The following is a 23435-nucleotide window of genomic DNA, read 5'->3' as shown; positions in this document are numbered from 1 at the left end:
GCCTGGGTAGGCCGTTTCTTGTTCCATGCACCTCCGTGATCGACCCAGACCCAATGTGGGAGCGGGCCTGCTCGCGAAGAACGATGACACGGTATGACTGACCAGTGATGACTTCGGATCAAGGTTATCCAGCATCCGATTCACCGACAGCTCGCCCAGCATCACCACTGGCTCAATCCCCAGTTCAGTGTTGCGATGCGTAGTCAATCGATCCGTCCCTTAAACACTCACCCCACGCGAAACTGCACTTACCTGATAGGAAACCTGACCGACCAACTGGTCTTGCACTGCACTGCTGTCGCCTCCTTTTCCCGGGTCACCCCAGGTTACAACGCGACCATCGGAGGTCAGGGCCGTGAACGCCCCGTAGCTGGCGTATAAGGCTTGTACATTGATCAGTTGGTCCTCAACCGCTGACGTATCCCCCCCCATACGCTGGTTACCCCAAGCTACGACGGTACCATTCTTACGCAAGGCTGCGAACGCTTCCCCCGTGCCGGCCACCTGCACAATGTCGTTCAGCAGCGCGATGTCGACAGGCACCACGCCGCCGCTGTACGCTCTTCCCCACGCCACTACATGGCCGTTGGCACGACGAGCTGCGAATGCAAATTCTGTGGAGCACACGTCGACAATATCCTTCAATTCCGCGAACTCTGGGCTGATAGTGCCACCAGCAAATTGTTGGCCCCAAGCCACCCATTGGCCTGTAGCGCGCTTCGCTATAAACGCCAGAGCATTACAACGCAGCTCGATGATGTCGTTCAATGCAGCAATCGGTGCTGGCAGGTCTCCACCAGCCTCGCCCCTGCCCCAAGCGACGAGACGGCCGTTGGCGCGAAGGGCTGCAAAGGCCTGCTGGGCACCGAGGATCATGTTGATATCGGTGAGCAGGGCAATGTCCGTCGGCAGATTTCCCCCTAGACGGGGATCCCCCCAAGCCACCACCTGCCCGGTGGCCCGTTGCGCGGCAAATGCGAAGCCACTGACAACGATCCGCACAATGTCCCTGAGTGCAGCGATTGCAGTAGGCACAGTGCCGCCCGCGTTGTCATGACCCCAGGCAACCACCTGATTCGCATTCTTTAAACCGGCAAACGCCCCAAAGTTACCAACAACCCGAACAAAGTCCGAAGGCACAACACTGCCCATGTCCCCACCACTACTCGCGGGCCCCCACACCACCACCGCTCCATGGGTTCGGCGGGCAGCGTAAGCGGTTTCAGTGCTACTGACTTCAACAATGTCTTTCAGGGGCATAATGGCCGGAGGAATCGTCCCCCCCCAATCAGCGTTGCCCCAAGCGATCACGTCACCCCCGTCACGATGCGCGACGAAGGAGGATGTGTTGCCGATAATATTTGCCGGATTGAGGGTGATCTGTTTGTCGGAGGAACGAACCTGTAAAGGTTCCTGTGGCGTTGTATCAGTCCAGGTGGTGGCAGTTGTCCACTCAGTGTCTGTGGCATATTTCCACTGCGCCTCTATGGGTTGCTCGGTCGTGGCATCGAACGCGCTCAATACACGAGAAGCGCCGAAACTCCCAAACGTATGGCAATTGAAGCGCGCCCCCATGACTTTCAGGTTGCCTGAGCCAATCGCCTGGCCAACCCCAAACTCCAGCACATTCGAATAACTCGTCTCGTTCGTCGCCGCCCGCCAGATCCGGTAACTCACCGTCACCTTCTTGCCGCGATTCGGCTCGATGTGTTCGGCGACAAACGTGGCGTTGAGGGTGAAATTCACATCCTTGTCCTTGGACAGCCCATTGAGGGTGACGGAGTCTTCCGTGGTACCCGTGACTTCACCCGTCCAGGTGTAGGTCACGATGTCACCGGATTGGGTCGGTTTGACGGTCGGCCTTGGCGCGGTCAGTTTGCCGATGCCGCCGGGCAGGTCCCCGGGCTCCAGCGCTCCGTCCTGTTCACCCTGCACGATCGGTTTGACCAACTCGAACTGCGGCTCGCCCACCTGTAGCGGCGCCGCATGCAGCGATTCGCGGCGGATGACTTCACCGTTCGGGCCTTCGCGGAGCAGGTAGTACGACAGCTCCAGCGTGCCGCCTTCCAGGGTTTTCAGGTGCCTGCCGTCCACCGCGATGAAGAAATCTTGCTGGGCTTCGATCTCTTCCCAGGTTGGAAAATACCAATCCAGCTCAGGGGTGTAGCTGCCGGTATCCGGGCGGGTGCCGGCCCAGATGAGGTCGATGGCCATGCCCTGCTGCATGATCGGATCGAACGGAATCCGCACGCGGGGGTGAGGCAGGTCCGGATCAATCGCGCCGTTTTGTTCATCTTCGGCCTTGGGCGCGGCCAGGTGTTTCGGTTCGCCGATGAAGGTGACAAATTGCCCCTTGGACGGCAGGGGGTCGGTCACGCCCGGGCGCTCTACGCGATAGGAAAAAGTCACCTGGGTTTTGGCCAGTTGACGCACGTCGGCGTTGGACAGTTCGAATTCATAGGTATGCGGCAGGTTGTTGACCGTCTGGGCCGGCGCGATGACTTCCACGGCCTCGTTGTCCACGGTGGTGCCGCGCATCTTCAGGATGATGCGGTCGTCCTGCTTGAACGCCGGCCCTTTGGCCCAGACCTGAGCCGTGATGTTTTTGTCCTCCAGCGCATCAAGGTCAAGGATGTTGTTCTTCGCCTCCTTGACGATCGGCGCATCGAGCAGATCGGTGCCGGTCATGACCACCAGCCGCGTGGCCTTGCACCAGTCTTCCGAAAAATTGTGCACCACATCGCGCACGCGGAAGGTGACCGCCAGCCCGGAGATGTCGGTGTCGCCCGCGGCCAGGATGATGGCTTCGTCGACGTGGATCACGATCGGGTGAGTGGCCGGGTCGCTGATCTGCTCGGCAGTCAGCGGCGCGGATTCCACGAGCACACCGCCCCAGCTCAGCACCATGACATCGCCCACCGCCGCATCCGGATAAGGCACGCCGGTCCCGGACTCGGCCCGAATGATGATGTCCACCCCGGCCGCGGCGATCTCCTTGTCGACGATGTTCTCGACGATGGCCGGATCGATGAACAGGTACAGGTTCGAGTGGCTGCCTGGGGTGTCGTCCGTGTCCTGGCCCGCAGGAATCTCCAGCTTGGCGTAGAGCTTGAGTGCCGGCGTAAACGTCTCGGCGCCCTGATTGAAACGCGTCACCCGGTACGCCAGCGTGTGCGTCCCGGTCAGCCAATGCCTGGGCTCGACCCACAAGGTCACTCGCTGACCGACTTCGGCGTCGTCGGTGATGATGTGCTGATTGACCACCTGGTCGTCGAACTGCAGCTCGACCTTGTCGCCTTTGCCCATGCTTGACCAAGCCGGGACGTAGACCTTGAGCCCGTTGATGGGGAAGTTGTCCAGGGCGGCGGCACGGTTGATTGCCCAGACGTCAGTGGAAGAGTCCAGTAAACGGGCACCGGGGATTTCTGGTTCACGCAGCAGCATGGAAACAAGGTGACGGACGGGTTGCACGAGCATGGGGAGACTCCTGTCGAGGGGGGCTGGGCGACGGAGTTATTTAAGGTGTTAGACCGTGCGGTTGGCTACTGTCAGAAATAACAGGTAAGTCCCTGTTTCCGATAAGCGGTAATGCATAGCAGGATTGGCGTTAACCGGCCTACATCGGCTCCGGCGGCCCGATCAACCGTCCCATGACCCCAAACAACCCCAACGCCCGAATCACCTCCAGCTCGCCTTTGGTCTCGACCATCTCCGCAATCAACGGCAAATCAATGCTGTTGGTCGCCCGGTAGATCGCATCAATAAACAGCCGCTTGTCACTCTGCTCATCAATGTGGCGGATGTACGCCCCATCGATTTTCAAGTACGCCAACCCAAGCTGCGTGAGATTGCCGATCTGGCTGAAACTGCCGCCAAAGTGCTGCAAGCCGATGCGATAACCGGTGTCGAGCAGGCTGTGGCTCAGGCGTTGCAGTTCATCGGGGGGCGGCAGTTGGCGTTCGTCGATTTCCAGGGTCAGCAGAGGTGCCAGATCGGGCAGTGACTCGAGCATGTCGATGATTTGTCGCAGTTGCGCCGGGTCGCGCAAGGTGCTGCCGGAGAGGCTCAACGCCAAGGGCCAGCGGTTGACGATGAGGTAGTCGAGGGTGGCTTCGAGCATCGCCAGGTCGAACCGCGCGGTCCAGCCGAGACGCTCGATCCACGGCAGGAAATGCCCGGCGGCGATGGCCTCGCCTTGCGGCTCGAGCAGGCGCGCGAGGACTTTGTGGTGCAGCACCTGGCTGGTGTCGGCGCATTGCACCACGGGTTGGAAATACAGCTGCATTTTGCCCTCGGTGAGGGCGTCGTCGATCCAGGTGCGCCAGTCGTGTTGGGTGTGGTCCGTCGCGGTATCGGAGCGGGCCAGATGCACCCACGGCCGTTCGGGATGTTGCTGGGCCTGGGCCAGTGCTTGATCGAGGCGCAGCAGGACGTCGCTGGCCGGTTCGCCGGGCTGATAAGCGACCACGCCCAAATGCGCCACGGGCATGCAATCGCTGGCACCGGTCAGGCGCAGATTTTCCAGGGTGGCGCTGATTTCCGAGGCGAGTCGGGCGGCTTCGGTACTGTCCAGGCCGGGGGTCAGCAGGCTGAACTCACCACCACGATTGCGCGCCGCCAGCCAGGTACGGCGTTCAGGCAGCTGCGTCAGACGCTTGAGCAATTCGCCGACGGCGCTGATCAGCCCGTCGGTGCGCAGTCCGCCCAGGCGCTGGTTGAGGCCGATCAGGTCGTTGATCCGCAGCATCAGTAAATGGCCGTCACTGCTTTGCTCGGAAACCAATAAATGGTCGGCCAGTTGTTCATCCAGCAAGCGTCGATTGGCCAGGCCGGTGAGGCTGTCCTGATAAGACTCGGCGCGCAGTTTTTCGCTGCGCGTGGCTTCTTCGGAAAACAGCGCCTTGAGCTTTTCGACCATCTGATTCATGGCCAGCACCACACGCCTCAGTTCAGGTGTGCGTGGCAATTTGGGCAGGCTGAGGAACTCGCGTTTGCTGATGGCTTCGGCCTGCCTGACCATTTTGTCGAGCGGGCGCAATTGCCGGCGTAACAACCATCCACCGAATACGGCGCTGAGCAATCCGCAGACCAACAGCCAGATCAGGCTGCCGAGGGTGCTGTCCCAGAGTTTGGCCAGGGCGAACTGCGGATTGCTCAGCACTTCGACCCGCGCCACCTGTTCCCAACCGCGCATGACCAGGGCATCGCCACCTTCCGGGCGCAGGTTGACCAGGCTCACAAACCAGCCGGGCACGCCATCGATCTGTGCCGGCGCGCTGCGCTCCACCAGCACTTGTCCATCGACGATATTGACGACGCGGATGCTGCGGAAATAGCCGCTGTCGAAAATCGAGCTGACCATCAATTCGGTCATCGCCGGGTCGTCGATCTGCGCGGTCAACGATAAACCCAAGGCGGTGGCAGCGTCCTGGGCGTGGGAGCGCAACTGGCCGAGCATCTGTTCACGGGAGCTTTCCAGGCTGACAAAAAAACTGCCGCTGAAGGCCACCAGCAAGAACAGGCAAATGGCGAGAAACAACTGTTTGCGCAGTGACATAAAACGCTCCTTGCGATGGCGGCTAGCCTTCGCCCACGGCGAACCCTTCGGCTTGCATCTTTTTCAACACGTCTTGCCAACGCGACAACTTCTTCGAGTCGCTGCTGCGTTTGCCGCCATTGGCCCCCGGCAAGTACAGGCCTTCGGCATTGAAGGCGTACACCGGCAACAGGTCTTTGCGTTGGGAGGCGGGGCGGATCTCGCCGATCAGGTTGTCGAGCACCAGCGGCTCGGCCGTGGGGCTGCTGTAGAAGGTCAGCACCATGTGCGCCTGGTTTTGGGACAGTGCCTTGACGTAAGTAATGCGCAGTTTCTCGCTGGGAATCCCGAGTTGGCGCAGGCTGAAATATTTCGCCAGGGCGTAGTCTTCGCAGTCGGCGGCGCCCTTGATCAAGGATTCTTCCGGCGTGGCCCAGTAATCGGTCTGGCGCCAGATGCGCGTGTCGTCCTGAAAATTCAGCTGTTGATTGAAGAAGCGATTGACCGCGTCCAGTTGTTCGCGCTCGGGTTGGTTGAGTTCGCTTTTGAGCATTTGACTCCAGGCCTCGATTCTTCCTTGGGCGGGGCCGAGCGGACCGTAGCGCTTTTCGGCGATTTGCAGGATCTGCGTAAAGTTCCAGTTGGCCCACACGCTGCTGAGCCCGGTCAGCAGAAAACTCGCTAGCAGCAGCCATCCGCCGAGCCGAAGTCGGAGCGTTGACCTTCCTGGACTACGCCATCGACGGGACATGTCTGGCTGCTCGGGTGCAGATGACTGAAGTCTAGGCGGTGTTCTTTAAAAGACAGGACTAATCGTCGGGTCGGCAGATGGACCCTGTGGCGAGGGCGCTTGCTCCCGTTCGGCTGCGAAGCAGTCGCCAAACCAATCAATGAGGTCTGTCAGGAGAATTGGGGGGAGGTTCTGGGGATGCTTCGCAACCCAGCGGGAGCAAGCTCCCTTGCCACAGAAGCTCAGGGCTTTTGCAGGGTTTTCTGTTTGAGGATGTAGATCGTCACCAGCACCGCGCTGGTCAGCATGGCCCCTCGCGCCCACAGCAGGGGAACCAGGTAGCAGGAGAACAGGATGCTCACCCACATCAGGCCGATGGCGTAGACCTTGCCCTTGAGCGGGATGCCGTTGCCGTCAAGGTAGTCGCGAATCCACGGGCCAAGCCGTGGATGCCCCACCAGCCATTGATAGAAACGTGGCGAACTGCGGGCGAAACAGGCGGCCGCCAGCAGCAGGAAGGGCGTGGTGGGCAACACCGGCAGGAAAATCCCGATCACCCCCAGCGCTACGCTCAGCCAGCCGATGGCTAGCAGCACGTAACGCAACATCAGGGAGCGGTTGCCTATGGGGTTGTCCATAGGCAAAACCTTAGTGGTGACGTGGCTTGAGGATCGCCGGTTTTTCGTCTGGCGCCTGGCACAGCAGGTACAGCGCGGTCAGGGCTTCCGGGATCTGCACGATCATGTCGTCCATCAGATTGGCGTCTTTGGCGATGTCTTCGAACTCAGGCTGTTCGTCGAACAGACCCGAACCGACCATGATCGGAAGCAGCATTTCGCTGACTTCGTCTTCGGCGGTTTCGAACCAGGCCGCTTCGCGCAGGAACACGCCTTCCATGAAACCGATGCACCAGCCGCGCAGGTCGGAATCGTCCGGCTCTTCGCCCAGGTCCAGGTCGCAAGGCAGCTCGAACTCTTCATCGGAGGCCAGTTGGCGCGCGATGTGAGCCTTGAGGGCCAGCAGGGTGGATTCGATCGCTTCACGCTCGGTGTCGTCAGCGTAATGCGGCTCTTCGGCGAAGAGGGCGTCGATCCATTCACGATCCGGAACCTCTTCGGAACAGATCGACAGCGCAGTGAGGTAGCCGTGGGCGGCCACGTAGTCCAGCGCCTCGTCGTGCAGTTCGTCGGCGTCGAGGAAGACTTGCAAACGGGTTAGTTGCTCAGCGAAGGACATTAAAGGGCTACCTTGGGGAATTAACAGATGCGGGAATTCTAGGCCTTCTTGAGCGCTCAGGCCAGCCGCGCGGGATATTTGCAACGCTGGGACCTCACAAACACCGCAATCCCTGTGGGAGCGAGCCTGCTCGCGATGAGGTCGGTACATCCAATACATTTATCGCCTGACATGCCGCCATCGCGAGCAGGCTCGCTCCCACAGGTTGTGCGGTGTTTGTCCTTATGTGTCTTCTCAGCGGTGCCCTTTGCAAGGGAGGCCTCGGGTATACTCGCGCGTTTTGTGATGCCCTGCTGGCGTCGCGGCTGAAATGTGAAGCGTCATGCAATGCGCACTTACGATTTGTCAGTGCAGCCTGCGTGGTTCTGAACCAGCCTTGCAGGGATGTTTCGGTGATTTTTGGAGTTTTTATGCTCGAACAGGCTCAACGCGTCCTCAAGGACATCTTCGGCTACGACAGTTTCCGTGGCCGCCAGGGTGCAATCATTGAGCGCGTGGCCAGTGGCGGTGACGCCTTGGTGCTGATGCCTACCGGTGGCGGCAAATCCTTGTGCTTCCAGGTGCCGGCGCTGCTGCGCGAAGGCCTGGCCGTGGTGGTATCGCCGTTGATCGCACTGATGGACGATCAGGTCGCGACCCTCGAAGAGCTCGGCGTCGCCGCCGCTGCATTGAACTCCACTCTGAGCGCCGAGCAGCAGCGTGATCTCGCCGCGCGGATCAAGCGCGGCGAAGTGAAGATGCTGTACCTGGCGCCCGAGCGTCTGGTCCAGCCACGCATGCTGGCTTTCCTGCAAAGCCTTGAAATCGCCCTGTTCGCCATCGACGAAGCACACTGCGTGTCCCAATGGGGCCATGACTTCCGTCGCGAATACCTGCAACTGGGCCAGTTGGCGGAGCTGTTCCCCAACGTCCCGCGTATTGCCCTGACGGCCACGGCCGACAAGCGCACCCGCGAAGAAATCGTCGACCGTTTGCATCTGCAGAACGCCGAGCGCTTTCTCTCGAGCTTCGACCGTCCGAACATTTTCTACCGCATCGTACCCAAGGAGCAGCCGCGCAAGCAGTTGCTGGCGTTCCTTGCCGAGCGCCGCAGCGATGCCGGTATCGTCTATTGCCTGTCGCGCAAGAAAGTCGACGAAGTCGCAGTGTTCCTCAGCGAGCAAGGTTTTCCGGCGCTGCCGTACCACGCCGGTTTGCCCAACGACACCCGGGCCCATCACCAGAAGCGTTTCCTCAACGAAGAAGGGCTGATCATGGTCGCCACCGTGGCGTTCGGCATGGGCATCGACAAGCCCAACGTGCGCTTTGTCGCCCACCTCGATTTGCCGAAATCCCTTGAGGCGTACTACCAGGAAACCGGTCGCGGCGGCCGTGATGGTCTGCCGGCGGATGCCTGGATGGCTTACGGCCTGCAAGATGTGGTGATGCTCAAGCAGATGCTGCAAAACTCCGAAGGCGATGAGCGCCACAAGCGTCTGGAGCAACACAAGCTCGACGCCATGCTCTCGCTCTGCGAAGAAACCCGCTGCCGTCGGCAAACCTTGCTGGCCTACTTCGACGAAGACATGCCCGAGCCGTGCGGCCATTGCGACAACTGCGTCGATGGCGTGCAGACTTGGGACGCCACCGAGCCGGCCCGTCAGGCGCTCTCGGCAATCTACCGCACCGGCCAGCGTTATGGCGTCGGGCATCTGGTGGACGTGCTGCTGGGCAAGGACAACGAAAAGATCCGCAGCTTCGGCCATCAACACCTGTCGGTGTATGGCGTTGGCAAGGCCATGGGCGAGAGCGAATGGCGCTCCCTGTTCCGCCAGCTGGTGGCCCGTGGCCTGGCAGACATTGACCTCGAAGGCTACGGCGGCCTGCGCCTGAGCGACACCTGCCGGCCGCTGCTCAAGGGCGAAGTGACCCTGGAACTGCGCCGCGACCTAAAGCCGCAGACCACCGCCAAAAGCAGCAAGAGCCAGGCGAGCCAGCTGGTTCGTGGCGAAGAACGCGAACAGTGGGAAGCCTTGCGTGCCTTGCGTCGCAAGCTCGCCGAGGAACATGGCGTGCCGCCGTATGTCATCTTCCCCGACTCGACACTGTTGGAAATGCTCCGCAGCCAGCCAACCTCGCTGGCGGAAATGGCCACGGTCAGCGGCGTCGGCGCACGCAAGCTCGAACGTTACGGCGAAGCCTTCCTCGAAGTGCTGGGCGGTCAGGTCGAGGCACCGAAAGTCGTTGCCGACGTGCGCCACGAGTTGATCACCCTCGCTCGCGCAGGCATGACGCCGCTGCAGATCGCCGGCCAACTGCAATGCTCGGAAAAGAATGTCTACACCATGCTTGCCGAGGCCATCGGCAAGCAGCAGTTGTCGCTGGAACAAGCGCTGGACCTGCCCGAAGAATTGATGGGCGAAGTTCAGGATGCCTTCCTCGATGGCGAGGGCGAGTTGCCGCCAGTGTCGGAGATTGCCGCGCTGTTCGCCGGGCGAGTGCCGGAAGGTGTCTTGTACTGCGTTCGGGCGGCGCTGCAATCCGAATTCGAGGTTTAAATGACCTGTTACAGTGATGTAACGATTCACTACAGACCAGACCTTGCCTCAAGCCAACGGTCATGCTTAGCTGACTAATAATTAGTTTTTCTCTATTTTCAGTCTAATCATGAGTTTTTTATGCCGTTAACCGATCAACACCGTTTTGGCATGCAACTGGCCCAGATGTCGCGCGGCTGGCGTGCCGAACTGGATCGCCGTCTGGCTGGCCTGGGTCTGTCCCAGGCGCGCTGGCTGGTGCTGCTGCACCTGGCGCGCTTCGAAGAAGCACCGACCCAGCGTGAACTGGCGCAAAGCGTCGGCGTCGAAGGGCCGACCCTGGCCCGGTTGCTCGACAGCCTGGAAACCCAGGGTCTGGTCCAGCGCCAATCCGTGCTGGAAGACCGCCGGGCGAAAAAAATCGTCCTCTGTGCTCCGGCCCGTCCTCTGATCGAACAAATTGAAACCATTGCCACTCAACTGCGCCGCGAACTGTTCGACGGCGTCGATGAGGCGGATTTGAAGGTGTGCATGCGGGTCCACGGGCACATTCTGGCCAACCTGGAAAAATCTTGAGGCATAACCACGCGCCAGCTTTTTGAGATACCCCGTTGGGCAGACTATAAAGAACTACTAGGCAATATCGTGTTCGTACCGGATGTGCGAACGCGTACAGGTTGGTTCTGGTTATCTAAGGGATGCTCATGCTCGAGAGTTGGCACGTTGTATTGAAGTGTTGCGCCAGGCTGCTTCTGGTCGGTGGTGCTGTCACTTACTCGGCATTGGCCCCTGCGCTGGGATTGGGCGACATTACCCTTCATTCCGCGTTGAATCAGCCGTTGCGCGCTGACATTGCCCTGGTCGATGTCGGCGGGCTGGAGGAGGGCGAACTCTCGATCAGCCTGGCGACAGCGGAGGAATTCACCCGCGCCGGCGTCGATCGGGTGTTCTTCCTCAACGACCTGAAGTTCACGCCGGTCCTGCGGGGCAATCGCAGCCTGATCCGGGTGACCTCCAACAAACCGGTCAATGAACCTTTCCTGAATTTCCTGGTGCAGCTCAATCAGCCCAATGGGCGCTTGCTGCGCGAGTACACGGTGCTGATCGATCCGCCGGGTTCACCGGGGATCGTGCCGGCAGAAGACGAACCTGCCGCCAGCCCACAGAGATCTCCATTCCCGAGCGTCAAACCGGCCACTGCGCCGGCACCGGCGGCGAAGAAGTCCGCACCGGCGCCGGCCGTCGTGCAACCTGCCACCGATCCTGCCGCCGAACAACTGGCCGCCAGCGTGTTGCAAAACCAGCAGCTGCAAAAAACCATCGATGAGTTGAATGCAAAGCTTCAGGCTCAGGATGAACAGATCGCCGGCCAGAAGAAACAGGTGAGCGAACTGCAAACCCGGCTGTCGGAGGTCAATCAGGCGCCGCCGGTGACTCCGGTAGCGGTGGCACCTGCCCCCGTCGTTGTTGAAGAGCCCGAGGCCAGCCATTGGCCGCTGATTATCGGCTTGCTGGCGCTGATCGCGCTGGTATTGCTGGGGCTGTTTGTTCGACGTCAACGCCAGCAGGTTCAGGCGTTACCCGAGCCTTCGCCCGTTTTGCCCGTTTCACCCTTGAAACAGGAGCCGGGGCTTGAGCGTGCGGCGCACCCGTCGGTGCAACAGCCCATGCTGAAACCCGCTCCGGATCATCGTGAAGAGGCGCCGACAGGCGATGTGCTCGAAGGGGTCGGCATCTACCTGGCGTATGGCCGTTTTTCCGAAGCCGCAGGGTTGTTGCGAGAAGCATTGGTCAAGGAACCGCAGCGCACGGATCTGGGCGTGCAACTGCTGGAAATCCTCGGCAAACAGGGGGATGTTCCCGCCTATGACGCACAGGAAAAAAACCTGCGTGACGGCGGGCTCGACGAAAAAAAGCTTGAGGACATCCGCGCCCGCCACCCGAAACTGAGCAATGCGGCACCAGCGGCACCAGCGGCACCAGCGGCACCAGCGGCAGCCGTCGCAGTCATCGCTTCCGCGCAAGCGGCACCTGCCGACGAGTTCCAGTTGAATCTGGATGACCTGTCCATGGATTCCAGCTGGGACCTGATCAGCCCTTTCGACAATGCTAAACCTTCAGGCGAATCACCCAAGGCCGTAGAGCCGGCGTTCACCTCGAATCTGCACGTGTTGCCCGAGGTATTCGAGATGCCTGAAGAGCCGACGCTGGATGAGCCAGAGCTTGAGTGGGTCGCCGAACCGGACTCACAGGCGCTGAGCGACGATTTTCTCGACGAGTTCAGCGATCCCGGTCAGTCCTTGGAGCTTGACTCCCTGACCTTGGAGCCTGTCGAGCCGACCAATGCCGGTAAACTGGAACAAGCCCAGACCTGCATCGATGATGGCGACCTGGACAGCGCCATCGAACTGCTCAACGAGCTGCTCAAGGAGGGCGATGAGCCGCTCAAGCAAACCGCCCGGAGCCTGTTGGCCGGGATCCGCTGAGCCACTACTATAGCGGCGCCCTCTGGCTCAGGAGTCTTGTCCGTCATGACCACGCATAAACCGGAAATCATCATCACCTACTGCACGCAATGCCAATGGCTGTTGCGTGCGGCCTGGCTGGCCCAGGAGCTGCTGAGCACCTTCGGCGACGACTTGGGCAAAGTGTCGCTGGTGCCCGGCACTGGTGGGGTTTTCCATATTTTTTGTGACGAGGTGCAGCTCTGGGAGCGCAAGGCCGACGGCGGTTTCCCGGAAGCCAAGGTGCTAAAGCAGCGGGTCCGCGATCAGATCGACCCGGACCGCGACCTCGGCCACAACGACCGCACTCAGTGAGATGCGGCTTCGGCTGCCACGGTCTTTTTGCTTGAACCGGACAGTCTGCTGGAGACCACAATCGCGACGATGATCAAGGCGCCACCAAGCAGCATGCGCAACGTCGGGTTTTCATCGAACAACAACCAGGCCACGGTGATGCCATACACCGGTTCCAGTGCGAACACCACGGCGGCGGTGCGCGCCTTGATCACCGCCAGGCTGGCGACGAACAGACTGTGAGCGACGCCGGTGCAGAACACCCCGAGCAAACCGATCCACAGCCAGTCGATGGCGCGGACGTCGCTCAACTGCGGCGCCGCCACCGGCAGAAGGCACAGCGCGACCACGACGTTCTGACACAGCGCGGCCTGCACCGGCGGGATTCTGCCGGAGCTGGCGCGGTTGGTCAGCGACAGCAGGGCGAACAGCAAGCCTGAACCGATCGCCCAGAGCAGGCCCGTGGTGGCGCCACTTGCCAGATCGAAGTCCGGCGTGACCAGCACCAGCCCGACACTTACCAGCACCACCAACAGAATTTCATTGGCGCGGATCCGCTCCCGGAATATGACCCCTTCGAGGATCACGGTAAACGCCGGGAAGCTGGCGAAACCCAGGGTCGCTATCGCCACTCCGGCGACTTTAACCGCAATGAAAAAACTCACCCAATGCCCGGCCAGCAGCAAGCCACTGAGAAGCAGACGGCGCCAGTCCTGCGCTTCGAGTGTGTACCAGCGCGTCCTGCTGGCAAACCGCGCGAACACCGCCAGGGCGAGTACCGCAAATGCCGCGCGACCAAACACGATGACCGCGGGCGAGGCAGCAGCGAGTTTGCCGAACACACCGGTCAGGCCGAACATCAATGCGCCGATATGCAGGGCGCCAAGGGCGGTACGGGGAGTCATTGCGATCCTTAACAACAAGACAAACAGAGGGGGACATTGAACCGCGCCATACTCGCTGAGTCTGTCGGCAGACTATCGACTTTTGTCGCCAGCCTCGCGCCGCAGTTCGCCCGGAGTCTTACTAAACTCGCGCAACACCGCTGCGGCAAAGGCACTCTGCGAACTGTAACCGACCCGACTGGCAATCTCGCCGATGGGCAATGGCGAATCGCGCAGCAGTCTTACCGCACTATGCAGCCGCCGGCTGCGGATGTAATCCATCGGCGTCTGCCCGCACTCAGCGACAAACCGCGCATGCAATCGGGCACTGGACAGCCCGGCAACGCGCGCCAGGTCGGCGACCTGCAATGGATACGCCGCGTACTGATCGATATGCGCATTCAACGCCGCATATGGCAGACGGCGACCGCCCACGATTTCAGGCTTGGCGTTATTGAGGCTGGCCAATAACAGCACCGCGCCTTGCTGGGCAATCAACGGGTCACTGACCTGGCTGCCCGCCAGCCAACTCACCAATTGGCTTTGCCCGGCATCCAGCGGCAGGCGCCCAGCGTTGTCGAGCAAACGGCGGCTGGCGTCGGCGTGATCGCCAAGGGACTGCGAAACCCATTGGTCACTCGGTATATCCAGCACCAGGCAGCGGCTGCCATTGCTGCTGCCGCAGGCGTGATGAAACCCCGACGGCACCACCACGAAACTCTGCTGAACCACCTGGCTACCATGCCCGTCGACCTCGAAGTCCAGCGCACCCGACAACCCGAACACCAGTTGTGCGTGGTCGTGGCTGTGGACGATCAGGTCCTTGGTGTATTGGCGCAGCGTGAGGATCGGTCTCATCGCAGGTCTCCCGGTCAAGATGCGGCCAGTCTACACCGGCCGGGTGTTGTCACAGGATTGACTCGCAGCTGTCATGGGCCATTAACCCGAACCGCGCAAGCTTGCCAAAACTTGTCCTGAGGGTTGCCAATGACCAGCGCCGAGCTCGCCAAACCCAGCCGTAAGCAACGTGTGCGGACCTTGTGGATTTCCGACGTGCATCTGGGCACCCGGGACTGCCAGGCCGAACACCTGTCGCAGTTTCTCAAGGGCTACCACGCGGACAAGATCTACCTGGTCGGCGACATCATCGATGGCTGGAAACTGCGCGGCGGCATGTACTGGCCGCAGGCGCACACCAACGTGATTCGCCGCCTGCTGACCATGAGTAAGCGCGGCACCGAGGTGATCTATGTCACCGGCAATCACGACGAATTCCTGCGCCGCTATTCGAAGCTGATCCTGGGCAACATCCAACTGGTGGACGAAGCGGTGCATGTGACCGCCGATGGCCGCCATCTGCTGGTGATCCACGGCGACCAGTTTGACGTAATTACCCGGTATCACCGCTGGCTGGCCTTTCTCGGCGACTCGGCCTACGAATTCACCCTGACCCTCAACCGTTGGCTGAATCACTGGCGCGCGCGTTATGGCTACGGCTACTGGTCGCTGTCGGCCTACCTCAAACACAAGGTGAAAACGGCAGTCAGTTTTATCAGCGACTTTGAAGAAGCCATCGCCCACGAGTGCGTCAAACGCGAGTTGCATGGGGTGGTGTGCGGGCACATTCACCATGCCGAGATTCGCAAGGTCGGCGGGGTGGATTACCTCAATTGCGGGGATTGGGTGGAGTCGTGCACGGCGTTGATCGAGCATTGGGACGGGTCGATCGAGTTGTACCGGTTGGCGGATGCCCAGGCGCGGGAGGCCGAATTGAAAGCCTTGAAGATCGCAGAGCCGGCATAAAAGTCAGCGTGCCTGGTCTGGCCCCATCGCGAACAGGCACGCGCCCACAATTTTGACCGTATTGACCTTAACGGACTCTGACACCTGTGGGAGCGAGCCTGCTCGCGACGGACCGTGCAGCGGTCCCCCCGGATCTGTCAGGCTGGCGAATATGCTTCCATCGCCGCCTTGTAGATCGAATGCTTCGGTTGCGCAAACAAGCGCTCCATCATTGGCTCAAAGAAGCTCAGCGGTAACGTCTCGTAAGCCGGATCAAACGCCGCCGCGTCATATTTGGCGCAGAACTCGATGGTCGCCTGATACTGCGGATGCCCGCTGAATTGTTCGCGCAAATGCCGATCCATTCCCAGGTGATGGAAGAAGTAATACCCCTGAAATATCCCGTGCTTTTCCACCATCCACAGGTTTTCGGCACTGACGAACGGCTTGAGGATCGCCGCGGCGATGTCCGGATGGTTGTAGGAACCGAGCGTGTCGCCGATGTCGTGAAGCAGCGCGCAGACCACGTATTCTTCATCCCGGCCATCGCGCCAGGCACGGCTGGCGGTCTGCAGGGAATGGGTCAGCCGATCCACCGGGAAGCCGCCAAAATCACCCTCCAGCAATTTCAGGTGCGCCACAATCCGTGACGGCAACTGCCTGGCGTAGGCACTGAAGTCGGCGGCGATGATCGCCCAGTCTTCCTGCGTGCCATCCTGCATGTGGGTGAATCGTGCATTGGCGTTCATCAGCTATCCTCTTGTTCTAATCGAAAGGGATGTCTTGAGTGTAGGACTTGGATCCAACATCGCACTGGCTGCGCAGGACGCTTTGATGGCCAGTGGAGCCTAGAAGGGCACGCGACCCAGAATCATGTCGCGGTACATGACAAAGTCGCCGAGCAGGCTATAAAGAGGATGCTGAAACGTGGCGGGACGGTTCTTCTCGAAAAAGAAATGCCCGACCCAGGCGAAGCTGTAACCCGCCAGCGGCAAGGCGAGCAACATCAACCAGGCACCTTTGCCGATGGTCAGCGCCAGAATGAAGATGACCAGGCTGGTGCCGATAAAATGCAATCGTCGACAGGTGCTGTTGCTGTGTTCACTGAGGTAGTACGGGTAAAACTCAGCGAAACTGTTGAAACGTTTGACGTTTTCCACGACTGCGATCTCTGTGGTTGTTGTTCTGATTGCAAGTTGTTCTGCGGGTAGCTTATTTGAGTCTAGAGTGATCATTGGCATCAGCCAGTGACAATGGGCGCCACTTTAGTATCCTTCGAAAACTTGCCGCGGTAGACGGCTCACAAAACAGTAAGAAAACGCCATGAGCGAACGAACGACTTCTGCAAGCTGGGCGATGGGGATTGTCAAAGCACTGGAGATGGACGGCCTGGATTGCCGGGTTCTGTTCAAGCAGCTGGGGCTCGACTACGCGTCTCTGGATGATCCGGATGCGCGCTTCCCGCAAGACTCCATGACACGCCTGTGGCAGCGCGCGGTCGAGCTGTCCGGCAACCCGGCGATTGGCCTGAACATGGGCAAGGTGGTGCGACCGGCGTCCTTCCATGTGGCTGGCTACGCACTGATGTCCAGTCAGACCCTGGCCGAAGGCTTTCAGCGGCTGGTGCGTTATCAGCGGATCATCGCCGAAAGTGCCGACCTGAGTTTCCGACTGCTGGATGAAGGTTATGTGCTGATTCTGACGGTGCATGGCGATCACTTGCCGCCGACCCGACAGAGCGCCGAAGCGTCGCTGGCCTGCGCGCTGGCGCTGTGTGGCTGGTTGACCGGGCGCACGTTGCAACCGCGCAAGGTGTTGATCCAGGGCGATCAGCCTGTCGATCTCGAACCCTATAAACAAGCATTCCATGCGCCGTTGGTGTTCAACGCGCCCTATGACGCCTTGATCTTCGAACGCGCCGACATGGAGGCGCCGCTGCCGACGGCCAACGAGGCGATGGCGCTGTTGCACGACCGGTTTGCCGGCGAGTACCTGGCGCGGTTTTCCGAGAGCCGCGTGACCCACAAGGCGCGCCAGGTGCTGTGCCGTTTGCTGCCCCAGGGCGAACCCAAGCGCGATACGGTGGCGCAGACGCTGCACCTGTCGCAACGCACCTTGCAACGCCGTTTGCAGGAAGAAGGCACGAGTTTTCAAACCTTGCTCGACGACACGCGACGTGAACTGGCCGAGCAGTACCTGGCGCAACCCACCATGACCCTGCTGGAAATTGCCTACCTGTTGGGGTTTGCCGATCCGAGCAACTTCTTCCGCGCCTTTCGACGCTGGTTCGACGCCACGCCCGGCGAATACCGGGCGCGGCTGATGGAAACGCCGGCGCTGGTCAGTGCCGCCAGAACGCAGGAATACACAGAACAAACACCGTAATGATCTCCAGTCGGCCCAGCAACATGCCGAACGAGAGAATCCACTTGGCAGCGTCCGGCAAGGTGGCGAAGTTGCCCGCCGGGCCAATGGTCTCGCCCAGGCCAGGACCGACACCGGACACGGTGCTGGCGGCGCCGGTCAGGGCGGTCATCCAGTCGACGCCGAGCAGCGACAGCAGCAAGGCAATCACGCAGATGGTGATGGCGAAGAAGAACGAGAAGGTCAGGATCGAACGCACGATCTCTTCGTCGAGACGATGGCCGTTGTACTTCTGCTTGATCACCGCGCGCGGATGAATCAATTGGTTAAGGTTGGCCTTGAGCAGGATGTAGGCGACCTGGAAACGGAAAATCTTGATCCCGCCAGCCGTCGAGCCTGAGCAACCGCCGACAAACCCCAGATAGAAGAACAGCATCAGCGAGAAGTTGCCCCAGAGGCTGTAGTCCCCCAGTGCAAATCCTGTCGTGGTGACGATCGAAGTCACGTTCAGCGCTACATGTCGCAACGCTTCAAGCCAATGCAGCTGGGTGGTCCACCAGTACCAGGTGCCGAGCACCAGCCAGGTCACCAGCAACATGCCGAGCAAGCCTTGCACCTGCTGATCCTTGATCAACGCTCGACGGTTACCGCGCAAGGTCGCCACGTACAGGGTGAATGGCAGGCTGCCGAGAATCATGATGACAATCGCCACCCAGTGCACCGCCGGTTGTGTCCACTTGGCCAGGGACTGGTCGGACGTTGAGAAACCTCCGGTGGAAATCGCTGACATCGCGTGGTTGATCGCATCGAACGGGCTCATTCCGGCCCACCAGAACGCCAGGCTGCCGAGAATAGTGATGCCCACATAAGCCGCGACGATCAAACGCGCCACCATGTGCGAACGGGGCATGACCTTTTCGGACCGGTCCGACGACTCGGTCTGGAACAGTCGCATGCCACCGATGCGCAGCAGCGGCAGAATGGCCACCGCCATGCCGATAAAGCCGATCCCGCCGATCCAGTGCAACAACGAGCGCCACATCAGGATGCCGGGGGACATGTCGTCGAGGTGGTTGAGTACGGTTGAGCCGGTGGCCGTGATGCCGGACATGCTTTCGAAGAACGAGTCGGTGTAGCTGATGTGCTGGGTCAGCAAGAACGGCAGCGCGGCAAAAACGCAGACCACCAGCCAGCTGCTGACGGTCAGCAAGTACATGTCCCGCGGGCGCAAGTGTATGTGTTCGGGCCGGCCGGGGATGACCAGGGCCAAACCCGCGACGAAGGTAATCATGCTCGCCCAGAGGAACGACGGCAGATCGCTCGTGCGCTCGAAAATCACCAGGGTGGCCATGGGCACGACCATGGCGATGGCCAGCGTGATCAGGAAGATGCCGATGATGAAACCAATAATCCGTAAGGTCGGCAACGCCATGAAGTCCGCTCGGGCTGAAGAAGGGAAGGCCGCTATTCTACCTGCGAGGCAGGGCATGTAAACCGGCATACCCGCGCCAGATACCGCTAGAATAGCCGCACATATTTTTCAGGAGGTGGCCGATGCAGGCTCTCGACGCTTTGCTCAACCGTGTTTCCGTTCCACGACTGCTCGAACCGGCACCCACCGCAGAACAGCGCGAAGTGCTGTTTTCTGCCGCGATGCGTGCGCCGGACCACGGCCACCTGCAGCCTTGGCGCTTCCTGACAGTCGAAGGTGCGGCGCGCGAGCAAATGGGCGAGTTGCTGGCCGAAGCGGCGAAGCTGCAAGACAGCGAAGTGTCCGAGGCGGCGCTGGACAAGGCGCGTAACGGTCCGTTGCGCGCACCGCTGGTGGTTGTGGTGATCGCGCGGTTGCAGGACCACGTCAAATACCCGAAATCCGAGCAATTGCTGGCAGCAGGATGTGCCGCTCACGGGATTCTGCTGGCCGCTTACGCTCAAGGCATTGGCGCGGTGTGGCGCACAGGGGATCTGGCCTATTCGGCGCATGTGGCCAAGGGGCTGGGGTTGGCGGAAGGAGAAGAGGTGATCGCCTTTCTGTACCTGGGCACACCGCAGAAAGAACCGCGCGTGGCCGAGAAGGTTGACCTGGCCGAGTTCGTCAGCGCCTGGCCCGGTCAGTAAGGATCGTTCCCACGCGCGTGGGAACGATCAGTGCCTCGATAGTGTGTTCGGCATAGGACCTGTAGGAGCGAGGCTTGCCCGCGAAGCTTTCAAGGCTGGACGACGGCGCCGGGCACCAACGGTAATTCCAGGCTGGCGATGAACCCGCCTTGCGGGTGATTGGCCAGCACCAGGCTCCCGCCATGCCGTTCTGCCGCGCGTCGCGCAATCGCCAATCCCAAGCCATGTCCGGCCGCCGTCTGCCCCGGAGCCCGATAGAACGGCTCACCCAGCAGGTTCAAATGCTCGGCATCGACACCGGGCCCATGGTCCCTGACGCTGACCACAATCCGCTCGCCTTGGCGCACCGCCTGCATTTCAATCGGCTGCCCTGCGGGATTGAAGCGCTGGGCATTGCGCAGCAGGTTATCGACGGCACGCTCGATCATCGTCGGCCAGCCTTTGAGGTTCAGCTGCGGTTCGGCGTCGAGGTGAACGGTCTGCTCCGGTGAAGCCAGTTGCGCATCTTTTTGCAGCGTATTGAGCAGCGCATTCAGGTCCACTTCTTCAGCGCTGGCGTTGTCGGCATCGACCCGTGCCAGTACCAGGATTTCACTGATCAGGGCTTCTAGTCGATCGCACTCACGGGTCAAGCGTGGCGCGAGCTTCTCCCGTTCTTCGGGGGTGGCCCGTTCGGCCAGTGCCAAGGCAATGCGCAGTCGCGCCAGCGGTGAACGCAGTTCATGGGACACGTCGCGCAGTAACTGTCGCTGGCTGCCGATCAGACTTTGCAGGCGCGCACCCATGCGGTTGAAGTCGTTGGCCAATACACCAAATTCGTCGCGCCGGTTGGCCAGTTTCACCAGGCTGTTCTGCTGATAGGTGGTTTGCCCAAGGTCATGCACCGCGCCGCGCAAGCGGTTCAGCGGGCGAGTGATGGACAAGGTCACGAACAGGCTGAAGAGGGTCAGCACCACCAGCGCAATGCCCAGCGCACTTAGCGGCCAGAGCAGGCTTTCGCGGTGCCAGGCGTCCAGTTCCGGGTGCGGGATGCGGTAGATAAGCAGGTAGGTGTCGCCGGTCTTGGCGCTGGTGTATTCGTCGGTCAGGCGTCGCCACGGCAGGCGGCGATCGTCGTTGTTCTGCCGTGCTTCGAAAGCCGCCGCACGCCGGGGAAAGGTACCGCGCACCACCGGGTCGCCGCTCTCGTTGAGCACCTGAACGTCAATGTGATACTGGCGCTTGCGCTGTTCCAGAATGTCCTGGGCCGCTTCCTCACCTTGGGCTTCGTAGGTTTGCGTCCACTGTTCGGCCAGGGTGTTGAGGCCCGGGTGGCGGCTGAGAATCCACGCGTCCTGGTTGAGCATGTGCCCCAACAGAATGGAAAGCCCTGCAACCAGAGTGATGGCCAGCCAGAAGCTGGCCAGGATACGCCAGAACAATGAGCGCACAGAAAATCCTCAAACGATCACAAATCCCATGTGGGAGCGGGCCGACCTGTAGGAGCGAGCGGTGCGGCGATCCGACTTGCCCGCACCGCCAGGTCCTACAATGGCAAAAGACCCGACGGGGTTAGCCGTCGGGTCCGGGGTCAGTGCATTATTGCGCTTTTTGCGGTTGTTGCGCTTTCCACGCCTTGAATTCGGCCCATTCGGCGCGGCGCTCAGCCTTCTTCTTCTGGATCTCGTCGAATTTCTTCTGTTGATCCGGTTTCAGCAGGCCACGGACATCGGCTTCGGCTTTTTTGTGGTTGGCGGCCATTTCATCTTTCATGGCTTTCTGGTCGGCCGGCGAGAGTTTCTCCAGGTACTTCTCGACCACTTGCTTACGCTCGTGCATCTGCTCGCCCATGATTTTGCGGATCTGCTCACGCTGTTCGCGGCTCAGGTCCAGCTGGCTGTACGGGCCTTTACCGTGCATGCCGTGCATCTGACCGCCGTGGCGCGGGCCGTCCATCGGGCCATCCATCGGGCCGGAACCTTCAGGCATGGCCATGGCAACGGTCGGCAGGGCGGCAGCGAACATCAGAGCGATAAGAGTCTTGCGCATGGTGAATCTCCTTGTCTCGTTCCCGGTACGTTCCGGATGAGTTCAGAATACGCAGATCAAGGTCAGCGGCGGTCAGCGGAGCGTAAAGCTTGGGTAAAGACGATTTCGTGGCGTCCTTACAAACTTTGCTGGCAGTGACCTGTGGCGAGGGCGCTTGCTCCCGTCGGGCTGCGAAGCGGCCCCAAAAGAAGGCCTGCTGCGCAGTCCAGCGGGAGCAAGCTCCCTCGCCACAGGTTTGCTCCCATCCGGTTCTTCCAGGTGCTCACAGGCTGTAGTAGTAACCGCGGCTACGCAGGGCAACGATGCGCGGGCGGCCGTCGGGGTGTGGGCCGATTTTTTTGCGCAGGTTGCTGACGTGCATGTCCAGGCTGCGGTCGTACAGGGTCAGCTTGCGGCCGAGGGCGATTTGCGCCAGGTCCTGTTTGTCCAGCGGCTCGCCGGGTTGCTTGAGCAGGGCTTCGAGCAGACGGCTTTCGGAGACGGTGAGGGTGAATTCCTGTTCGTCGATGCTGACCACGCCACGCACCGGGCTGAAGCACAGGTCGCCCAGTTCGAGCTGGCTGGACACCGCCGTCGGATGACTGCGGCGCAGTACGGCGCGCAGACGGGCTGTCAGTTCCCGCGGGTCGCACGGCTTGGCCAGGTAATCGTCGGCGCCGAGTTCCAGGCCGAGGATGCGATCCAGTGGTTCGCCACGCGCAGACAGCATCAGCACCGGCAGGTCCGGATGGTCGCTGCGCAATTGCTTGAGCAATTCCAGACCGCTGCCGTCCGGCAGCATCACGTCCAGCACCACGGCGGCGGGGGAGGTTTCGGCCAGCGCACGGCGAGCACTCTGGCCGTCGTGGCAGGCACGGACCTGAAAGCCTTCCTGGCTCAGCCAACTGCTCAGGAGCTCGCACAGCTCCTGGTCATCATCAATTAATAACAGCTCGCTCATTACTCACTCAATTTAGCCATTGCCGACGTTTTCTGGTGGCACCACTGGCGAAGATACCGCAGAGCAGGGCCAATAGCGCAACTCCACCACCGATTACGAACCATTGCTGCTGATCAGTCAGCAGACGTGGCAGCGGATTGCTCGCCTGGGCTTCCTTGAGTTGCAGCTTGAGGCGCTGGTTCTCTTGGCGCAACCGGCCCAGCTGAGCGCTTTCGCGTTCACTGTCGGTATTTTGCAGTTGTTTGCTCAGTTCTTCTCGTTGCTGCTCGCTTACCTTCAAGCGCTGCTGCAACTCGGTGATCTGGCTGCCGGCGCTCAGCGACAGCGGCGTCGTACTGCCGCCCTCGGCGCTTTCTTCACCATGGGCCGGCGCTACCATCGACAACGTCACCAACATCAGACACAACGGACCTTTGCGCATCGCCACTCCTGATTCCAATACGAGTATTGGGCAGGTTGTCGGCCGGCGAACGAGAATAATGAGCGTTGAGCGCGCGATGAAC

Annotated in this window: 21 protein-coding genes and 1 pseudogene; 7 read left to right on the top strand and 15 right to left on the bottom strand. The window is 60.7% G+C overall.

The window, feature by feature from the left end:
* Positions 1–111 precede the first annotated feature (111 nt).
* From BLU63_RS33960 to BLU63_RS01955, 6 genes and pseudogenes are all read right to left on the bottom strand, one after another.
* Positions 112–198: pseudogene (locus BLU63_RS33960) on the bottom strand (DUF6124 family protein); the annotation flags it as partial.
* Between the two features lie 21 nt (positions 199–219).
* Positions 220–3477: an RCC1 domain-containing protein gene (locus BLU63_RS01975; protein WP_083374767.1), complete on the bottom strand. Its 3258-nt coding sequence runs from the start codon at positions 3475–3477 to the stop codon at positions 220–222.
* Between the two features lie 139 nt (positions 3478–3616).
* A complete protein-coding gene (gene lapD / locus BLU63_RS01970) occupies positions 3617–5557 on the bottom strand; it encodes a cyclic di-GMP receptor LapD (protein ID WP_083374766.1) in 1941 nt (646 codons plus the stop codon).
* Between the two features lie 22 nt (positions 5558–5579).
* On the bottom strand, positions 5580–6287 hold the full coding sequence (gene lapG / locus BLU63_RS01965; RefSeq protein ID WP_083374765.1) for a cysteine protease LapG: 708 nt from the start codon (positions 6285–6287) through the stop codon (positions 5580–5582).
* A gap of 221 nt (positions 6288–6508) precedes the next feature.
* Positions 6509–6904 (bottom strand): YbaN family protein, encoded by a 396-nt coding sequence (locus BLU63_RS01960; RefSeq protein ID WP_083374764.1) that lies wholly within the window; start codon positions 6902–6904, stop codon positions 6509–6511.
* A gap of 10 nt (positions 6905–6914) precedes the next feature.
* Complete coding sequence (locus tag BLU63_RS01955) at positions 6915–7502, bottom strand: UPF0149 family protein (protein ID WP_010461974.1); 588 nt, start codon at positions 7500–7502, stop codon at positions 6915–6917.
* A gap of 410 nt (positions 7503–7912) precedes the next feature.
* On the opposite strand from BLU63_RS01955, the gene recQ reads away from it, so the two are divergent.
* The 4 genes from recQ (at position 7913) to BLU63_RS01935 (ending at position 12837) form a co-directional block, all read left to right on the top strand.
* Positions 7913–10039 carry a DNA helicase RecQ gene (gene recQ / locus BLU63_RS01950; protein WP_010461973.1) on the top strand — a complete coding sequence of 709 codons (2127 nt, stop codon included), beginning with the start codon at positions 7913–7915 and terminating at the stop codon, positions 10037–10039.
* A 120-nt stretch (positions 10040–10159) separates the two neighbouring features.
* Positions 10160–10594 carry a MarR family transcriptional regulator gene (locus tag BLU63_RS01945; RefSeq protein WP_010461972.1) on the top strand — a complete coding sequence of 145 codons (435 nt, stop codon included), beginning with the start codon at positions 10160–10162 and terminating at the stop codon, positions 10592–10594.
* 128 nt (positions 10595–10722) lie between these two features.
* Positions 10723–12504 carry a FimV/HubP family polar landmark protein gene (locus BLU63_RS01940; protein ID WP_083377236.1) on the top strand — a complete coding sequence of 594 codons (1782 nt, stop codon included), beginning with the start codon at positions 10723–10725 and terminating at the stop codon, positions 12502–12504.
* A gap of 45 nt (positions 12505–12549) precedes the next feature.
* Positions 12550–12837, top strand: coding sequence for a SelT/SelW/SelH family protein (locus tag BLU63_RS01935; protein WP_010461968.1), 288 nt, complete (start codon positions 12550–12552; stop codon positions 12835–12837).
* On the opposite strand, the gene BLU63_RS01930 is transcribed toward BLU63_RS01935, so the two are convergent.
* On the bottom strand, positions 12831–13721 hold the full coding sequence (locus tag BLU63_RS01930) for a DMT family transporter (RefSeq protein WP_077748024.1): 891 nt from the start codon (positions 13719–13721) through the stop codon (positions 12831–12833). The two genes, BLU63_RS01935 and BLU63_RS01930, sit on opposite strands and share 7 nt — an antisense overlap.
* Positions 13722–13793: 72 nt before the next feature.
* Positions 13794–14558, bottom strand: coding sequence for a helix-turn-helix transcriptional regulator (locus BLU63_RS01925; RefSeq protein WP_077748023.1), 765 nt, complete (start codon positions 14556–14558; stop codon positions 13794–13796).
* A 129-nt stretch (positions 14559–14687) separates the two neighbouring features.
* On the opposite strand from BLU63_RS01925, the gene BLU63_RS01920 reads away from it, so the two are divergent.
* A complete protein-coding gene (locus tag BLU63_RS01920; protein WP_010461962.1) occupies positions 14688–15503 on the top strand; it encodes a UDP-2,3-diacylglucosamine diphosphatase in 816 nt (271 codons plus the stop codon).
* 137 nt (positions 15504–15640) lie between these two features.
* Here the strand turns inward: BLU63_RS01920 and BLU63_RS01915 are convergent, their stop codons facing one another.
* Both BLU63_RS01915 and BLU63_RS01910 read right to left on the bottom strand, forming a co-directional pair.
* The gene (locus BLU63_RS01915) at positions 15641–16231 is read right to left on the bottom strand and encodes an HD domain-containing protein (protein WP_077748022.1); all 591 of its coding nucleotides are present in this window, start codon (positions 16229–16231) and stop codon (positions 15641–15643) included.
* A gap of 99 nt (positions 16232–16330) precedes the next feature.
* Positions 16331–16642, bottom strand: a complete 312-nt coding sequence (locus BLU63_RS01910; RefSeq protein ID WP_010461958.1) for a DUF962 domain-containing protein — start codon at positions 16640–16642, stop codon at positions 16331–16333.
* 163 nt (positions 16643–16805) lie between these two features.
* Between BLU63_RS01910 and BLU63_RS01905 the strand changes: the two genes are divergently transcribed.
* Positions 16806–17867, top strand: a complete 1062-nt coding sequence (locus BLU63_RS01905) for an AraC family transcriptional regulator (protein WP_218028599.1) — start codon at positions 16806–16808, stop codon at positions 17865–17867.
* Here the strand turns inward: BLU63_RS01905 and BLU63_RS01900 are convergent.
* Positions 17824–19278: a TrkH family potassium uptake protein gene (locus tag BLU63_RS01900; RefSeq protein WP_010461954.1), complete on the bottom strand. Its 1455-nt coding sequence runs from the start codon at positions 19276–19278 to the stop codon at positions 17824–17826. The two genes, BLU63_RS01905 and BLU63_RS01900, sit on opposite strands and share 44 nt — an antisense overlap.
* A gap of 122 nt (positions 19279–19400) precedes the next feature.
* Here BLU63_RS01900 and BLU63_RS01895 point away from each other — a divergent pair, with 122 nt between their 5' ends.
* The gene (locus BLU63_RS01895) at positions 19401–19964 is read left to right on the top strand and encodes an NAD(P)H nitroreductase (protein ID WP_083374762.1); all 564 of its coding nucleotides are present in this window, start codon (positions 19401–19403) and stop codon (positions 19962–19964) included.
* A gap of 89 nt (positions 19965–20053) precedes the next feature.
* Here BLU63_RS01895 and BLU63_RS01890 read toward each other — a convergent pair whose 3' ends face one another.
* The 4 genes from BLU63_RS01890 to BLU63_RS01875 form a co-directional block, all read right to left on the bottom strand.
* Positions 20054–21394, bottom strand: a complete 1341-nt coding sequence (locus tag BLU63_RS01890) for a sensor histidine kinase (protein WP_010461950.1) — start codon at positions 21392–21394, stop codon at positions 20054–20056.
* Between the two features lie 148 nt (positions 21395–21542).
* Positions 21543–21992, bottom strand: coding sequence for a Spy/CpxP family protein refolding chaperone (locus tag BLU63_RS01885; protein ID WP_077748019.1), 450 nt, complete (start codon positions 21990–21992; stop codon positions 21543–21545).
* Positions 21993–22254: 262 nt separating this feature from the next.
* Positions 22255–22932, bottom strand: coding sequence for a response regulator transcription factor (locus BLU63_RS01880; protein ID WP_010461945.1), 678 nt, complete (start codon positions 22930–22932; stop codon positions 22255–22257).
* Between the two features lie 7 nt (positions 22933–22939).
* On the bottom strand, positions 22940–23353 hold the full coding sequence (locus tag BLU63_RS01875; RefSeq protein WP_010461943.1) for a translation initiation factor 2: 414 nt from the start codon (positions 23351–23353) through the stop codon (positions 22940–22942).
* Positions 23354–23435 lie beyond the last annotated feature (82 nt).

Origin of the sequence: Pseudomonas mandelii (genome assembly GCF_900106065.1) — a bacterium.
Taxonomy (GTDB): domain Bacteria; phylum Pseudomonadota; class Gammaproteobacteria; order Pseudomonadales; family Pseudomonadaceae; genus Aquipseudomonas; species Aquipseudomonas mandelii.
This window is presented reverse-complemented; position numbering and strand designations above follow the sequence as displayed.

What these genes read in the sequence shown, in the direction of transcription:
- BLU63_RS01900 (WP_010461954.1), bottom strand. Translation starts at nt 19,278, where the DNA reads ATGGCGTTGCCGACCTTACGGATTATTGGTTTCATCATCGGCATCTTC.
- BLU63_RS01960 (WP_083374764.1), bottom strand. Translation starts at nt 6,904, where the DNA reads ATGGACAACCCCATAGGCAACCGCTCCCTGATGTTGCGTTACGTGCTG.
- BLU63_RS01925 (WP_077748023.1), bottom strand. Translation starts at nt 14,558, where the DNA reads ATGAGACCGATCCTCACGCTGCGCCAATACACCAAGGACCTGATCGTC.
- lapD (WP_083374766.1), bottom strand. Translation starts at nt 5,557, where the DNA reads ATGTCACTGCGCAAACAGTTGTTTCTCGCCATTTGCCTGTTCTTGCTG.
- BLU63_RS01945 (WP_010461972.1), top strand. Translation starts at nt 10,160, where the DNA reads ATGCCGTTAACCGATCAACACCGTTTTGGCATGCAACTGGCCCAGATG.
- BLU63_RS01880 (WP_010461945.1), bottom strand. Translation starts at nt 22,932, where the DNA reads ATGAGCGAGCTGTTATTAATTGATGATGACCAGGAGCTGTGCGAGCTC.
- BLU63_RS01935 (WP_010461968.1), top strand. Translation starts at nt 12,550, where the DNA reads ATGACCACGCATAAACCGGAAATCATCATCACCTACTGCACGCAATGC.
- lapG (WP_083374765.1), bottom strand. Translation starts at nt 6,287, where the DNA reads ATGTCCCGTCGATGGCGTAGTCCAGGAAGGTCAACGCTCCGACTTCGG.
- BLU63_RS01875 (WP_010461943.1), bottom strand. Translation starts at nt 23,353, where the DNA reads ATGCGCAAAGGTCCGTTGTGTCTGATGTTGGTGACGTTGTCGATGGTA.
- recQ (WP_010461973.1), top strand. Translation starts at nt 7,913, where the DNA reads ATGCTCGAACAGGCTCAACGCGTCCTCAAGGACATCTTCGGCTACGAC.
- BLU63_RS01930 (WP_077748024.1), bottom strand. Translation starts at nt 13,721, where the DNA reads ATGACTCCCCGTACCGCCCTTGGCGCCCTGCATATCGGCGCATTGATG.
- BLU63_RS01905 (WP_218028599.1), top strand. Translation starts at nt 16,806, where the DNA reads ATGAGCGAACGAACGACTTCTGCAAGCTGGGCGATGGGGATTGTCAAA.
- BLU63_RS01940 (WP_083377236.1), top strand. Translation starts at nt 10,723, where the DNA reads ATGCTCGAGAGTTGGCACGTTGTATTGAAGTGTTGCGCCAGGCTGCTT.
- BLU63_RS01920 (WP_010461962.1), top strand. Translation starts at nt 14,688, where the DNA reads ATGACCAGCGCCGAGCTCGCCAAACCCAGCCGTAAGCAACGTGTGCGG.
- BLU63_RS01955 (WP_010461974.1), bottom strand. Translation starts at nt 7,502, where the DNA reads ATGTCCTTCGCTGAGCAACTAACCCGTTTGCAAGTCTTCCTCGACGCC.
- BLU63_RS01895 (WP_083374762.1), top strand. Translation starts at nt 19,401, where the DNA reads ATGCAGGCTCTCGACGCTTTGCTCAACCGTGTTTCCGTTCCACGACTG.
- BLU63_RS01885 (WP_077748019.1), bottom strand. Translation starts at nt 21,992, where the DNA reads ATGCGCAAGACTCTTATCGCTCTGATGTTCGCTGCCGCCCTGCCGACC.
- BLU63_RS01915 (WP_077748022.1), bottom strand. Translation starts at nt 16,231, where the DNA reads ATGAACGCCAATGCACGATTCACCCACATGCAGGATGGCACGCAGGAA.
- BLU63_RS01975 (WP_083374767.1), bottom strand. Translation starts at nt 3,477, where the DNA reads ATGCTCGTGCAACCCGTCCGTCACCTTGTTTCCATGCTGCTGCGTGAA.